The sequence below is a fragment of the Pseudomonas thivervalensis genome, from assembly GCF_001269655.1.
GTDB lineage: Bacteria > Pseudomonadota > Gammaproteobacteria > Pseudomonadales > Pseudomonadaceae > Aquipseudomonas > Aquipseudomonas thivervalensis.
In genome coordinates this window covers 240,086-252,434 of sequence record NZ_LHVE01000001.1, presented here as the reverse complement: position 1 = coordinate 252,434, position 12,349 = coordinate 240,086, and the positions used below count along the sequence as shown (strand labels likewise).

The following is a 12,349-nucleotide window of genomic DNA, read 5'->3' as shown; positions in this document are numbered from 1 at the left end:
TAATTAATGCCTTTAAAAGCGTGGATTTGGTGCAAAAAACCCATGGTGGGGCACTGGCATGCAATTTGCTCCCTTGTGAGGCAGGTTGCCTTGGCAGAGTATTCGCGCCGGCATCACCCATATCTAAGGGCACTCCACTACCCGCCCGAAGCCACCCGGAGGACATATGTCGAAGTCGGTTCAACTCATCAAAGATCATGACGTCAAGTGGATTGATCTGCGCTTCACGGACACCAAAGGTACTCAACATCACGTGACCATGCCGGCCCGTGATGCGCTGGATGACGCTTTCTTCGAAGAAGGCAAGATGTTCGACGGTTCCTCCATCTCCGGCTGGAAAGGCATCGAAGCTTCCGACATGATCCTGATGCCGGACGACGAAACCGCCGTCCTGGACCCATTCACCGAAGAGCCGACCCTGATCCTGGTCTGCGACATCATCGAACCTTCGACCATGCAAGGCTATGACCGCGACCCACGCGCCATTGCCCACCGCGCCGAGGAATACCTGAAGTCCACTGGTATCGGCGACACCGCTTTCTTCGGCCCTGAGCCTGAGTTCTTCATCTTCGACTCGGTCAAGTTCAAGTCCGATATCTCCGGCTCGATGTTCAAGATCTTCTCCGAACAAGGTTCGTGGATGTCCGACCAGGACGTGGAAGGCGGCAACAAAGGCCACCGTCCAGGCATCAAGGGCGGTTACTTCCCGGTCCCACCGTTCGACCACGACCACGAAATCCGTACCTCCATGTGCAACGCACTGGAAGAAATGGGCCAGACCGTCGAAGTTCACCACCACGAAGTGGCGACTGCCGGCCAGAACGAAATCGGCGTGAAATTCAACACGCTGGTCAAGAAGGCTGACGAAGTACAGACCCTGAAGTACTGCGTACACAACGTGGCTGACGCCTACGGCCGCACCGCGACCTTCATGCCGAAGCCTCTGTACGGCGACAACGGTTCGGGCATGCACGTGCACATGTCGATCTCCAAAGACGGCAAGAACACCTTCGCAGGCGAAGGTTATGCCGGCCTGTCGGACACCGCCTTGTACTTCATCGGCGGTATCATCAAGCACGGTAAGGCCCTGAACGGCTTCACCAACCCGTCGACCAACTCCTACAAGCGTCTGGTACCAGGCTTCGAAGCACCGGTCATGCTGGCCTACTCGGCTCGCAACCGTTCCGCCTCGATCCGTATTCCTTACGTGAGCAGCCCTAAGGCTCGCCGTATCGAAGCACGCTTCCCGGACCCGGCTGCCAACCCGTACCTGGCCTTCGCTGCACTGATGATGGCCGGCCTGGACGGTATCCAGAACAAGATCCACCCTGGCGATGCCGCTGACAAAAACCTGTATGACCTGCCGCCTGAAGAGGCCAAGGAAATTCCACAGGTGTGTGGCAGCCTGAAAGAAGCCCTGGAAGAGCTGGACAAGGGCCGTGCGTTCCTGACCAAGGGCGGCGTATTCAGCGATGACTTCATCGACGCTTACATCGCACTGAAAAGCGAAGAAGAAATCAAGGTTCGCACCTTCGTACACCCACTGGAATATGAGCTGTACTACAGCTGCTGATCCAGTAAGCGCCGCCACGCACGGCGTGAACTAAAGAAAGGCCTCCTTCGGGAGGCCTTTTTTATGGGCGCAGATTCCGTGCATGATGCCCCATCGCTCCCCATAGAAGACGAGACCACCCATGACTTTGCGCTTCAAGCTCTGCCTTGCCCTGTCTGCCGCGTTACTGCCCCCTATCGCCGAAGCCGCCTCGACCCGCGCCCCTGACGACCTCACCCCGCTGCTAAACGCCATTGGCGAACGCCTGGCCATCGCCGATCAAGTGGCGCTGAGCAAATGGGACAGCGGCAAACCCGTCGAGGACCGTCAGCGTGAGCGCGAAGTCATTGCCGCCGCCGTCGCCCAGGCGCCGGCCTACAAGCTGAGTGGCGAAACCGTGGAAGCGTTTTTCGCCGCCCAGATAGAAGCCAACAAAATGGTGCAATACATCAACCTGTCCGACTGGGCCCTGGACGGCAAGGCCCCGGACCTCCCACGCCCGGACCTGGTGGGCCAGATCCGCCCGCAACTCGACCGCCTGCAAAAGCGCCTGCTGCAGCAACTGGCCGACTTCGCCCCCTACCGCACCGACCCCCAGTGCCCGCAATGGCTGGCCCGAGCCACCCATCACAACAAACAGCACCCAGTGCACCGGCTGGCCCTGATCCGGGCAACCGGAGGGCTGTGCATCTCCCCAAAATCCTGAGCCTCCCACAGTGATTCTGCATCGGGCACAAGGTTTGTGTCACAGCAGCTATCCCCTGGGAGCGGGCATGCACACAACAACTGGGCCAACCATCCGCCCTGACCTATGCTGCATCCATCACTTTTCGTTTTCGGTCGATTTTCCATGGGTCGCGGTTTTTCAATCATCCTGTTGTTGCTGCTGGCACTGCCTGCCGCCGCGCAGATCTACAAGTACACCGACGCCGACGGCAACACTGCCTATAGCAACCAGCCGCCCGAAGGCGTACCGGCGCAGGCGGTGGAGTTGCCGCCACTCAACAGTATCGAGCGCCAGTCCCCGGCCAGCCCGGACACACCGCCATCCCCCGCCCACAGCGACACGCCGCGCAATGCCTATGAAATCCTGGAACTGACGGACATCCCCACCGAGGAGGCCCTGCGCGCCAACAACGGCACCTTCACCGTTGGCGTGCACGCTCAACCGCGCCTGCGCAGCCCCCATCTGTTCCGTTTGCTGCTGGACGGACAGCCCTACGGCCAACCAAGCAACGTGCCGCGCCTGCAATTGGTGAATATCGATCGGGGCGAACACAGCCTGGCGGTTCAGGTCATCGACGGAGAAAACCTGGTGCAGCAAAGCGAAACCGTCACGTTCACCGTGCAACGGGTGCACCGACCATGATCCGCTGGTGGCTCGCACTGGGCCTGGCGCTGACGGCGCTGCCTGGGGTGGCGCAGGTCTACACCTACATCGATGCCCAGGGCAATCGCGTGTTCACCGATCAGCCGCGCCCCGGCAATGCGAAGAAAGTCCAATTGCCGCCCGGTAACCGGATGCCGACGCCGCCCACGAGCACACCCTCGGCGCCCGCAGCCGAAGCCCGGTCCGAACCGCTGTTTCATTATGAAATGCTCCGGCTGTTGATTCCCGAGCCAGACGCGACGATACGCAGCACCGCAGGCGAACTGATCGTCAGCGTCACCAGCGAACCCGGCCTGAAAAAAGGCCACCGCTTCCGCCTGTTGCTCGACGGCCAGCCGACGGACGCGCCGGGGCCGAGCCCGGTATTTGCCTTGAGCAACATCGATCGAGGCACCCATCACTTGGCAGTCGAAATCCTCGACGAGCAGGACCGTATCGTCGAACGCACCGCCAACCAGCCCTTCCACATGCAGCGCATGTCCCTCGCGCAGAAGCGCCGCATCAAGCCCTGCGCCACGGCCGATTACGGTCAACGCCCCGAGTGCCCCCTCGCCGAAAAGCCTGAAGAAGAAAAAAGCAGCATCTTGCCGTTCTTCTAACGCTGCACAGCCTTGCGCACTATATTGGTGCAATAGATTGCACGCTACCCAGTTCCAAAACCCATTTTGGTTCGAAAGTACCCGGAAAAGCTGGCAGAACGCCACGCAACCGGCCGAAAAACACCCTTTTGAGGCTCTAAACGCTTCTTTTCGGAGCCTTGGTTTGGTTTTTGCATTTTCCTTGTAACAGCGCATTAATCGCGCGCGCAATTTGGGACCGGTCCCGAGTTGCTACGCTCCAAAAGAGGTCCTGATGACCATTAGCGACGCACTACACCGCTTGCTGCTCGACAACCTCACCACCGCGACCATCCTGCTCGATGCCGAACTGCGCCTCGAGTACATGAACCCGGCGGCGGAGATGCTCCTGGCCGTCAGCGGCCAGCGCAGCCACGGTCAGTTCATCAGCGAGTTGTTCACCGAATCCGCCGAAGCGCTCAACTCCCTGCGCCAAGCGGTGGAGCAGGCCCACCCGTTCACCAAGCGCGAAGCGATGCTCACCGCGCTGACCGGCCAGACCCTGACCGTGGACTACGCCGTCACGCCGATCCTGAACAACGGCGCCACTTTGCTGCTGCTGGAAGTCCACCCGCGTGATCGCCTGCTGCGCATCACCAAGGAAGAGGCGCAATTGTCCAAGCAGGAAACCAGCAAGATGCTGGTGCGCGGCCTGGCCCATGAAATCAAGAACCCCCTCGGCGGGATACGTGGCGCGGCGCAGTTGCTCGCCCGCGAACTGCCGGAAGAAAGCCTCAAGGACTACACCAACGTCATCATCGAGGAAGCCGACCGCCTGCGGAACCTGGTGGACCGCATGCTCGGCTCGAACAAGCTGCCGTCCCTGGCGATGTGCAACGTCCATGAAGTGCTGGAGCGCGTCAGCAGCCTGGTAGAAGCCGAAAGCCAGGGCTGCATCACCTTGGTGCGCGACTATGACCCGAGCATTCCCGATGTCTTGATCGACCGCGAGCAGATGATCCAGGCGGTACTGAACATCGTGCGCAACGCGATGCAGGCCATCAGCAGCCAGAACGAGCTGCGCCTGGGCCGCATCAGCCTGCGTACCCGCGCGATGCGCCAGTTCACCATCGGCCACGTGCGCCATCGCCTGGTGACCAAGATCGAAATCATCGACAACGGCCCGGGCATTCCTGCCGAGCTGCAGGAAACCATTTTCTTTCCCATGGTCAGCGGCCGTCCGGACGGTACCGGGCTGGGCCTGGCCATTACCCAGAACATCATCAGTCAGCATCAGGGCTTGATCGAATGTGAGAGCCACCCCGGCCACACCACCTTCTCGATCTTCCTGCCACTGGAACAAGGAGCCACATCGACATGAGCCGTAGTGAAACCGTGTGGATCGTCGATGACGACCGTTCTATCCGTTGGGTCCTGGAAAAAGCCTTGCAACAGGAAGGCATGACCACCCAGAGCTTCGACAGCGCCGATGGGGTGATGAGTCGCCTGGCGCGTCAGCAACCGGACGTCATCATCTCCGACATCCGCATGCCGGGCGCCAGCGGCCTGGATCTGTTGGCGCGAATTCGCGAACAGCATCCGCGCCTGCCGGTGATCATCATGACCGCCCATTCCGACCTGGACAGCGCCGTGGCGTCCTACCAGGGCGGCGCTTTTGAATACCTGCCCAAGCCATTCGACGTCGATGAGGCCGTATCGCTGGTCAAGCGCGCCAATCAACATGCCCAGGAACAGCAGGGTATGGAAGAGGTGCCGGCCTTGGCCCGCACCCCGGAAATCATCGGCGAAGCGCCGGCGATGCAGGAAGTGTTTCGTGCCATCGGCCGCCTGAGCCATTCCAATATCACCGTGTTGATCAACGGCGAATCGGGCACCGGTAAAGAACTGGTGGCCCACGCCCTGCACCGCCACAGTCCACGGGCCGCGTCGCCGTTCATCGCGCTGAACATGGCGGCGATTCCCAAGGACCTGATGGAATCCGAGCTGTTCGGCCACGAAAAAGGTGCATTCACCGGCGCGGCCAACCTGCGGCGCGGACGCTTCGAGCAAGCCGACGGCGGCACGCTGTTCCTCGATGAAATCGGCGACATGCCGGCCGACACCCAGACCCGCTTGCTGCGCGTGCTGGCCGATGGCGAGTTCTATCGGGTCGGCGGTCATACGCCGGTCAAGGTCGATGTGCGCATCATTGCCGCGACCCACCAGAACCTGGAAACCCTGGTTCACGCCGGCAAATTCCGTGAAGACTTGTTCCATCGCCTGAACGTGATCCGCATCCATATCCCGCGCCTGGCGGACCGCCGCGAAGACATCCCGACCCTGGCCCGGCACTTCCTCAGCCGAGCGGCCCAGGAACTGGCGGTCGAGCCCAAACTGCTCAAGAGCGAAACCGAGGAATACCTCAAGAACCTGCCGTGGCCAGGCAACGTGCGCCAGTTGGAGAATACCTGCCGCTGGATCACGGTGATGGCTTCGGGTCGCGAAGTGCACATCAGCGACCTGCCGCCGGAGCTGTTGAGCCTGCCGCAGGATTCGGCCCCGGTGACCAACTGGGAACAAGCCCTGCGCCAGTGGGCCGACCAGGCCCTGGCCCGTGGTCAGTCGAGCCTGCTGGACAGCGCCGTGCCCAGCTTCGAGCGGATCATGATCGAAACCGCCCTCAAGCACACCGCCGGCCGCCGCCGCGACGCCGCTGTGCTGCTCGGCTGGGGCCGCAATACCTTGACCCGCAAGATCAAGGAATTGGGGATGAAGGTCGATGGAGGGGATGATGATGACGGGGATGAGGGCTGATCGGTCTTTAACCCTTCGCTGAATTTGAAGGCCCTATCGCGAGCAAGCTCGCTCCCACAAGGTTTTGCGGTGTTGCGACTATCACCGCCGTCCTGTGGGAGCGAGCTTGCTCGCGATGCTTTTAAAGGCTCCATGCACCGCTTCAATGCACTACGAACCGCAATTGCACATGCACCTCAAGCCAAAACCAATCGACCCAGCTCGAAAAAAACCGCACAAACAAAGGCAAAAGCCCCGGAATACGGGGCTTTTCTTATCTTCAGCAGCTTTTTTGTGACAAGCCATTTAAAACTGGCACGCCCCCTGCAACAGCTAGATCACTACCCAGTTTCGGGGACCTTGGTACAGGCAGGCCGGGGATTCCCCATTTTATACGGGCTCAGCGAGCCCACTGTTTTGGGGGCCTTGATACAGGCAGGTCAAGGTTTCCCTTCTTTACACCCAGGGCCATGCGCTAAGCGGCAGCCCTGCCGTTTTGGGGACCTTGGTACAGGCAGGCCGGGGATTCCCTCTTTTATTGCTCCTGGAGACGGACCTCCAGCCGCCAGCGATCATCCACTTCGCTGCCGGTCCACTCCCCTCGCAACGGACGCGCCGCCACCAGTGTCAGCAACAACCCCTTGTCACTCAAACGCACCCGCCAGTTCACGTCCTTGCCGTTGAGCTTGAGCTGGCCCTTCTGCGGCCGGCCTTCTGCTTGAAACAGCAGCGCGACCGAGCCGTCGACTATCTCCCCGTGGAGCTTGGGTTCATTGTTGAACCAGGCCACAAGCACGCCATCGCCCGCCTCGACCTGTTGCAACGCGCTCGGGTCAGGCGTGGTCAGGCGCCCGATCATCAGCCCCACCATCAGGCCGAAAATCGCCAACGAGCCCATCACCCGAGGCATTAGCTTCGAACGTCGGTCGGTTTGCGGCGTAGAATGCCGCTCATCTTTATCTGCGGAGCCGTGCATGTTTCACGTCATCCTTTTTCAACCGGAAATTCCGCCGAATACCGGCAACGTCATCAGGCTGTGCGCCAACAGCGGCTGCCACCTGCATTTGATCGAACCGCTGGGCTTCGACATGGACGACAAGCGCCTGCGCCGCGCCGGCCTCGACTACCACGAGTATGCCACCTTGCAGCGTCACGCCGACCTCGCCAGTTGCCTGGAGAGCCTCGGGCATCCACGCCTGTTCGCCTTTACCACCAAGGGTTCGCGGCCGTTCCATGACGCCAGCTTCGTCGCCGGAGATGCGTTCCTGTTCGGCCCGGAAAGCCGCGGCCTGCCGGCTGATGTGCTCGATGCCCTGCCCGCCGAGCAGCGCCTGCGCCTGCCGATGCGCGAAGGCTGCCGCAGCCTGAACCTGTCCAACACCGTGGCGGTGGCGGTTTATGAGGCGTGGCGGCAGAACGGCTTCGCCTGAGCCATAAAACGGCGACCAGAAAACCCTGTGGGAGCGAGCCTGCTCGCGATAGCGGTGTGTCAGTCAACATAAATGCTGATTGATTGAACGCTATCGCGAGCAGGCTCGCTCCCACAGGTTTGGTGCCTGGCTGTCGAACCCTATGCCCGACAGCGACGCTTATTGAACAGTCGGCGCGCCGCCTTCCTGTTGCATGCGCTGCAGTTCTTGCGCATACAGGGCATCGAAGTTCACCGGGGCCAGCATCAGGGCCGGGAACGAGCCGCGGGTCACCAGACTGTCCAGGGTTTCCCGAGCGTAAGGGAACAGGATGTTCGGGCAGAACGCGCCCAGGGTGTGGCTCATCGAAGCGGCGTCCAGGTTCTTGATCAGGAAGATCCCGGCCTGTTGCACTTCGGCGATGAACGCCACTTCGTCACCGTTCTTCACGGTCACCGACAGGGTCAGCACCACTTCGTGGAAGTCATCTTCCAGGGCTTTCTGACGGGTGTTCAGGTCCAGGCCTACGCTCGGCTCCCACTGCTGGCGAAAGATCGCCGGGCTTTTCGGGGCTTCGAAGGACAGGTCGCGTACATAAATGCGCTGCAAGGAGAATTGCGGTGCAGCTTCTTCTTCAGTGGCAGCTGTGTTCTGTTGGTCAGTCATCGCAGATCCTTCTTACTTTCAGGTTCTTTAGTGGGAAATTCAGGCCTTGAGCAGTGCGTCGAGCTTGCCGGCGCGCTCCAGGGCGAACAAATCATCACAACCGCCCACGTGGGTGCTGCCGATCCAGATCTGCGGCACGGACGTGCGCCCGGCCTTCCGGGTCATTTCGGCGCGCAGTTGCGGCTTGCCGTCGACCTTGATCTCTTCGAAGGCCACGCCTTTGTTCTGGAGCAGGAACTTGGCTCTGGAGCAGTAGGGGCAGTAATCGCTGGAATAGACAACAACGTGGGACATGTCACTTCACCAGGGGCAGATTATCGGCTTTCCAGCTGGCAACGCCACCGGACAGCTTGGCGGCGGTGAAACCGGACTTCATCAGCTCGCGGGCGAGGGTGCCGGCCTGCTGGCCCTGGGCATCTACCAGGATCACGGTCTTGGCCTTGTGCTTTTCCAGCTCACCGACACGAGCGATCAGTTTGTCCTGAGGAATATTCAGCGCGCCGACAATGTGACCAGCGGCGTAATCCTTGCTCGGGCGGATATCGACCACCACGCCGGCGTCCTTGTTGACCAGCGCGGTCAGCTCGCCAGTGCTCAGGCTGCGGCCGCCGCCCTGCATCGTGTGAGCAATCAACAACGCCAGCAGCACGACGAAGATACCGACGAGAATGTAGTGGTTAGTGGCAAATTGAATCAGGTGAGCAACCATCGAAGGAGGTTCCAGGGCGTTAAAATGTCGGCCAGTATACACAGCACGTAGGGCCGGCCAAACCCCGCCCGGCGGTGACGCCGCCGGAACTTACCTTTAAACTGCCCGTCCCTTTTCCATCGTCTTCTTTTAACCCGCCACGAGTGGATTCCATGACTACCACGCCTAAACCTTTGGTCCTGATGATTCTCGACGGCTTCGGTCACAGTGACAGCCACGAATCCAACGCCGTGTATTCGGCCAACAAGCCTGTGCTGGACCGTTTGTGGGCCACCGTGCCCAACGGCCTGATCTCCGGCAGCGGCATGGACGTCGGCCTGCCGGACGGGCAGATGGGCAACTCCGAAGTCGGCCACATGAACCTCGGCGCAGGCCGCGTGGTGTACCAGGACTTCACCCGCGTGACCAAATCGATCCGCGACGGTGAGTTCTTCGAAAACCCGACCATCTGCGCCGCCGTGGATAAAGCCGTGGCCGCCGGCAAGGCCGTGCATTTCATGGGTCTGTTGTCCGACGGCGGCGTGCACAGCCATCAGGACCACCTGATCGCCATGGCCGAACTGGCTGCCAAGCGCGGGGCGGAGAAGATCTACCTGCACGCGTTCCTCGATGGCCGCGACACCCCGCCGAAAAGCGCCACGTCGTCGATCGAGCTGCTGGACGCCACGTTCCAGGCCCTCGGCAAGGGGCGCATCGCCACACTCGTAGGCCGCTACTACGCCATGGACCGTGACAACCGCTGGGACCGCGTGTCCCAGGCCTACAACCTGATCGTCGACGGCAATGCCGAATTCAACGCCACCACTGCCCAGGAAGGCCTGCAAGCCGCCTACGAGCGTGGCGAAAGCGACGAATTCGTCAAGGCCACCACCATCGGCGAACCGGTCAAAGTCGAAGACGGCGACGCCGTGGTGTTCATGAACTTCCGCGCCGACCGCGCCCGCGAGCTGACCCGCGTGTTCGTCGAAGACGATTTCAAGGAATTCGAGCGCGCCCGCCAGCCGAAACTGGCCGGTTTCGTGATGCTGACCCAATACGCCGCCAGCATTCCCGCGCCATCGGCCTTCGCCGCCGGCAGCCTGGAAAACGTGCTGGGCGACTACCTGGCAAAAAACGGCAAGACCCAGCTGCGCATCGCCGAGACCGAAAAGTACGCCCACGTGACGTTCTTTTTCTCCGGCGGTCGTGAAGAACCTTTCCCGGGCGAAGAGCGCATCCTGATCCCGTCGCCGAAAGTCGCCACCTACGACCTGCAACCGGAGATGAGCGCGCCGGAAGTGACCGACCGCATCGTCGACGCCATTGAAAACCAGCGTTACGACGTGATCGTGGTCAACTACGCCAACGGCGACATGGTGGGCCACAGCGGCGTGTTCGACGCGGCAGTCAAGGCTGTGGAATGCCTGGACACCTGTGTTGGCCGCATCGTCGAGGCCCTGGAAAAGGTCGGCGGCGAAGCATTGATCACGGCCGACCACGGCAACGTCGAGCAGATGTCCGACGAATCCACCGGCCAGGCCCACACCGCCCACACCACCGAGCCGGTGCCGTTCATCTATGTTGGCAAGCGTGACTTCAAGGTCCGCGACGGCGGCGTGCTGGCTGACGTGGCACCGACCATGCTGATGCTGCTGGGCATGGAGAAGCCGGCGGAGATGACCGGGACGTCGATCCTGGTCTGATCGACACGTAGTCACCGAGCATCCGTGGCGAGGGAGCTTGCTCCCGCTCGGCTGCGAAGCAGTCGTAAACCGGCGGGTGCGGTGTGTCTGATGGCTTGGGGGCCGCTTCGCGGCCCAGCGGGAGCAAGCTCCCTCGCCACGGGTTTGTCATTGCCTTAAGTGAACAGCAAGCTCGCTCCCACATGGGTTCAAGGTGTTTTTTCGGCCAGTTATCACACAGCCCCAAATGGGCGTTTTTTTTGCAGCGTGGGGCGGGCATACTAGGCCGTCCCTTTCCCTGGTGTCGCCCGCCTCTATGCTTCGCGTCCTGATAGCCCTCGCTCTGACCTGCCTGCTCCAACCGGCCTTTGCCGACGAGCGCGCGCAAACCCAACAGCAGTTGGAAGCCACGCGCCAGGACATTGCCGAGCTGAAAAAGCTGCTGGGCAAGTTGCAGGAAGAAAAATCCAGCGTACAGAAAGACCTGCGCGGCACCGAAACCGAAATGGGCAAGCTGGAGAAGCAGGTCGACGCCCTGCAAAAAGAGCTGAAGAAAAGCGAATCCGAGCTGCAGCGGCTCGATGGAGAGAAAAAAAAACTCCAGAGCGCGCGCACTGAACAGCAAAAGCTGATCGCCATCCAGGCCCGGGCTGCCTACCAGAACGGCCGCCAGGAATACCTCAAGTTGCTGCTCAACCAGCAGAACCCCGAGAAATTCGCCCGCACCCTCACCTATTACGATTACCTGAGCCAGGCCCGCCTGGAACAGCTCAAGAACTTCAACGAAACCCTGCGCCAACTGGCCAATGTCGAAAAAGACATCGAGCTGCAACAAGCCCAGTTGCTGGTGCAGAAAAGCAGCCTTGACACCCAGCGCGAAGAACTCGAGAAAGTTCGCAAGGAGCGCCAGGTGGCCCTGGCCAAGCTCAATGACGACGTGAAGGCCCGCGACAGCAAGCTCAAGGCCCGCGAACAGGACCAGGCCGAATTGGCCAATGTGTTGAAAACCATTGAAGAAACCCTGGCCCGCCAGGCCCGAGAGGCGGAAGAGGCGCGCCAGAAAGCGCTGATCGCCCAGCAGGAAGCCGAAAAAAAGCGTTTGCGTGAAGCCCAGGCCGACGCGGACGCCGGCGATGCGCCGCGCAAACCGGCAAAATCCAGCCCCGGCGCACTGGTTTCCAGCGATGGCGAAACCTTTGGCGGCGCTTTTGCTTCAGCCCGAGGCAAACTTCCATGGCCGGTCAATGGTCGATTGCTTGCACGCTTCGGTGAAACCCGCGGCGACGACACCCGCACCAAGTGGGACGGGGTCATGATCAGCGCTTCCGCCGGCAGCCAGGTACACGCGGTGCATGGCGGTCGCGTGGTATTCGCCGACTGGTTGCGCGGCGCCGGCCTGCTGGTGATCCTCGACCACGGCAACGGTTATTTGAGCCTGTACGGCCACAACCAGACGCTGCTCAAGTCCGCGGGCGATGTGGTCAAGGCCGGTGAGTCCATCTCCACGGTCGGCAACAGTGGCGGGCAGGATACGCCAGCACTGTATTTCGCTATTCGTCAGCAGGGTCGCCCCAGTGACCCGGCCCAATGGTGTCGTGCGCAAGGATAAGCG

The 12,349-nt window shown here is 61.1% G+C and carries 13 protein-coding genes; 9 read left to right on the top strand and 4 right to left on the bottom strand.

Features of this window, described 5'->3' with window-relative positions:
- Positions 1-166: 166 nt before the first annotated feature.
- From glnA to ntrC, 6 genes are all read left to right on the top strand, one after another.
- A complete protein-coding gene (gene glnA / locus AD659_RS01075; protein WP_053117549.1) occupies positions 167-1,573 on the top strand; it encodes a glutamate--ammonia ligase in 1,407 nt (468 codons plus the stop codon).
- 121 nt (positions 1,574-1,694) lie between these two features.
- Positions 1,695-2,258, top strand: a complete 564-nt coding sequence (locus AD659_RS01070; RefSeq protein WP_053117546.1) for a chorismate mutase — start codon at positions 1,695-1,697, stop codon at positions 2,256-2,258.
- Positions 2,259-2,402: 144 nt separating this feature from the next.
- Positions 2,403-2,921, top strand: coding sequence for a DUF4124 domain-containing protein (locus tag AD659_RS01065; protein ID WP_053117544.1), 519 nt, complete (start codon positions 2,403-2,405; stop codon positions 2,919-2,921).
- The gene (locus tag AD659_RS01060) at positions 2,918-3,541 is read left to right on the top strand and encodes a DUF4124 domain-containing protein (RefSeq protein WP_053117541.1); all 624 of its coding nucleotides are present in this window, start codon (positions 2,918-2,920) and stop codon (positions 3,539-3,541) included. Before AD659_RS01065 ends, AD659_RS01060 begins: the two co-directional genes overlap by 4 nt.
- Positions 3,542-3,794: 253 nt before the next feature.
- Positions 3,795-4,880, top strand: coding sequence for a nitrogen regulation protein NR(II) (gene glnL, locus AD659_RS01055; protein ID WP_053117539.1), 1,086 nt, complete (start codon positions 3,795-3,797; stop codon positions 4,878-4,880).
- Positions 4,877-6,313: a nitrogen regulation protein NR(I) gene (ntrC, locus tag AD659_RS01050; protein ID WP_014336110.1), complete on the top strand. Its 1,437-nt coding sequence runs from the start codon at positions 4,877-4,879 to the stop codon at positions 6,311-6,313. Before glnL ends, ntrC begins: the two co-directional genes overlap by 4 nt.
- Before the next feature lie 514 nt (positions 6,314-6,827).
- Here the strand turns inward: ntrC and AD659_RS01045 are convergent.
- Positions 6,828-7,268, bottom strand: coding sequence for a hypothetical protein (locus tag AD659_RS01045; RefSeq protein ID WP_082343495.1), 441 nt, complete (start codon positions 7,266-7,268; stop codon positions 6,828-6,830).
- Between AD659_RS01045 and trmL the strand changes: the two genes are divergently transcribed.
- Positions 7,267-7,722: a tRNA (uridine(34)/cytosine(34)/5-carboxymethylaminomethyluridine(34)-2'-O)-methyltransferase TrmL gene (gene trmL, locus AD659_RS01040; RefSeq protein WP_053117534.1), complete on the top strand. Its 456-nt coding sequence runs from the start codon at positions 7,267-7,269 to the stop codon at positions 7,720-7,722. The genes AD659_RS01045 and trmL overlap by 2 nt on opposite strands.
- A 159-nt stretch (positions 7,723-7,881) precedes the next feature.
- Here the strand turns inward: trmL and secB are convergent, their stop codons facing one another.
- The 3 genes from secB to AD659_RS01025 are packed head-to-tail and all read right to left on the bottom strand — an operon-like array spanning position 7,882 to position 9,076.
- Positions 7,882-8,367 (bottom strand): protein-export chaperone SecB, encoded by a 486-nt coding sequence (secB, locus tag AD659_RS01035; protein ID WP_053117531.1) that lies wholly within the window; start codon positions 8,365-8,367, stop codon positions 7,882-7,884.
- A gap of 39 nt (positions 8,368-8,406) precedes the next feature.
- Positions 8,407-8,661 carry a glutaredoxin 3 gene (gene grxC, locus AD659_RS01030; RefSeq protein WP_053117528.1) on the bottom strand — a complete coding sequence of 85 codons (255 nt, stop codon included), beginning with the start codon at positions 8,659-8,661 and terminating at the stop codon, positions 8,407-8,409.
- 1 nt (position 8,662) lies between these two features.
- Entirely contained in the window at positions 8,663-9,076 is a 414-nt protein-coding gene (locus tag AD659_RS01025) for a rhodanese-like domain-containing protein (protein ID WP_053117525.1), read from the bottom strand.
- Positions 9,077-9,228: 152 nt separating this feature from the next.
- Between AD659_RS01025 and gpmI the strand changes: the two genes are divergently transcribed.
- Both gpmI and AD659_RS01015 read left to right on the top strand, forming a co-directional pair.
- On the top strand, positions 9,229-10,758 hold the full coding sequence (gene gpmI, locus AD659_RS01020) for a 2,3-bisphosphoglycerate-independent phosphoglycerate mutase (RefSeq protein WP_053117523.1): 1,530 nt from the start codon (positions 9,229-9,231) through the stop codon (positions 10,756-10,758).
- Positions 10,759-11,053: 295 nt separating this feature from the next.
- Complete coding sequence (locus AD659_RS01015; RefSeq protein ID WP_053117519.1) at positions 11,054-12,346, top strand: murein hydrolase activator EnvC family protein; 1,293 nt, start codon at positions 11,054-11,056, stop codon at positions 12,344-12,346.
- Positions 12,347-12,349: the final 3 nt, after the last annotated feature.

What these genes read in the sequence shown, in the direction of transcription:
- trmL (WP_053117534.1), top strand. Translation starts at nt 7,267, where the DNA reads ATGTTTCACGTCATCCTTTTTCAACCGGAAATTCCGCCGAATACCGGC.
- glnL (WP_053117539.1), top strand. Translation starts at nt 3,795, where the DNA reads ATGACCATTAGCGACGCACTACACCGCTTGCTGCTCGACAACCTCACC.
- ntrC (WP_014336110.1), top strand. Translation starts at nt 4,877, where the DNA reads ATGAGCCGTAGTGAAACCGTGTGGATCGTCGATGACGACCGTTCTATC.
- AD659_RS01065 (WP_053117544.1), top strand. Translation starts at nt 2,403, where the DNA reads ATGGGTCGCGGTTTTTCAATCATCCTGTTGTTGCTGCTGGCACTGCCT.
- gpmI (WP_053117523.1), top strand. Translation starts at nt 9,229, where the DNA reads ATGACTACCACGCCTAAACCTTTGGTCCTGATGATTCTCGACGGCTTC.
- AD659_RS01045 (WP_082343495.1), bottom strand. Translation starts at nt 7,268, where the DNA reads ATGCACGGCTCCGCAGATAAAGATGAGCGGCATTCTACGCCGCAAACC.
- grxC (WP_053117528.1), bottom strand. Translation starts at nt 8,661, where the DNA reads ATGTCCCACGTTGTTGTCTATTCCAGCGATTACTGCCCCTACTGCTCC.
- glnA (WP_053117549.1), top strand. Translation starts at nt 167, where the DNA reads ATGTCGAAGTCGGTTCAACTCATCAAAGATCATGACGTCAAGTGGATT.
- AD659_RS01025 (WP_053117525.1), bottom strand. Translation starts at nt 9,076, where the DNA reads ATGGTTGCTCACCTGATTCAATTTGCCACTAACCACTACATTCTCGTC.
- AD659_RS01060 (WP_053117541.1), top strand. Translation starts at nt 2,918, where the DNA reads ATGATCCGCTGGTGGCTCGCACTGGGCCTGGCGCTGACGGCGCTGCCT.
- secB (WP_053117531.1), bottom strand. Translation starts at nt 8,367, where the DNA reads ATGACTGACCAACAGAACACAGCTGCCACTGAAGAAGAAGCTGCACCG.
- AD659_RS01015 (WP_053117519.1), top strand. Translation starts at nt 11,054, where the DNA reads ATGCTTCGCGTCCTGATAGCCCTCGCTCTGACCTGCCTGCTCCAACCG.
- AD659_RS01070 (WP_053117546.1), top strand. Translation starts at nt 1,695, where the DNA reads ATGACTTTGCGCTTCAAGCTCTGCCTTGCCCTGTCTGCCGCGTTACTG.